Raw genomic sequence first — 954 nt, forward strand, 5'->3', positions numbered from 1 at the left:
TCACCGCAACCGGGCTGGCACCGCCCATCACTCGACGGCCAAGCACTGTGATGCCTTGCTGCGCCAGCGCTTGCTCGAACAGGTTGGCCACCAGTTGCGTTGGCTCCCAGACACTCACCAACTGCTCGCTCTGTCGCCCCGGCGCCACGGCCCCACTGAGCTGCAGCAGGTTGGTGCCATGGCGACGGTTGATCCCGTAGGTGTTGCCCGGCCCGCTGACCGCGCGGTTGCTCAGTTGCAGGTAGTTGGTTGGCGGGAAGATGTCGACACTCACAGGCTGCCCGGCCCGCGCTGGCGCCTTGGCGGTGACCAGCACGCTGCCAGCATCGAAATCGGTATTGGGCGACACGGTCAGCGCCGAAATCTGTGCGCCGTAGTAGGTGGTTTCATCGTCATGGGACCAGTCGACGCCCAGCCGCTCGGCGTCAAACCAGGTGTCGTCAAACACCAGGTCGCCCTGCACCTGACGCACGCCCTGGCTGGCCAACTGCGCCGCCAACGCCTGGTAATCGGCGAACTGAATGGTCGGGTCACCCAGGCCGCGCAGGTACAGGTTGCCGGTCAAGCGGTCGCCCTGGCGAATGCCGTTGCTCAGCAGTTGCGTGGCGAAACGGTACTGCGGCCCAAGCACATCCATGGCCGCGGCCGTGGTCAGCAGTTTGAGGTTGGAAGCCGGCACCAGCCGCGTGCGCGGGTTGTGCTGATACAGCGTGGCGCCACTGTTGGCGTCCCGCACCATCAGCGAGACCGAGGCGCCGTGCAGCGCCGGGTCGGCCAGCAACTGGTCGAGGCTGTGCCCGGTGGCCGTCTTCGAAGGCGTGGCGCAACCGCCCAGTAACAAACTCAAGCCCACCAGCATCGCGCTGGTGTGTATCCATCGACCCAACTGCATCAGTACCGTTTTCCCGCAAAGCCTTCAGTGGCGGCAACGCTACCAGCTCATTGCCGTTGTGG

General features: G+C 65.3%; 1 protein-coding gene. It reads right to left on the bottom strand.

Annotated elements, in window-relative coordinates; genetic code table 11:
* On the bottom strand, nt 1–892 hold an 892-nt coding region (gene dacB, locus FEM54_RS33165), incomplete at its 3' end, for a D-alanyl-D-alanine carboxypeptidase/D-alanyl-D-alanine endopeptidase (protein WP_138454351.1).
* Nucleotides 893–954: the final 62 nt, after the last annotated feature.

The organism is Pseudomonas edaphica (assembly GCF_005863185.1).
In the GTDB taxonomy this organism is placed as follows: domain Bacteria; phylum Pseudomonadota; class Gammaproteobacteria; order Pseudomonadales; family Pseudomonadaceae; genus Aquipseudomonas; species Aquipseudomonas edaphica.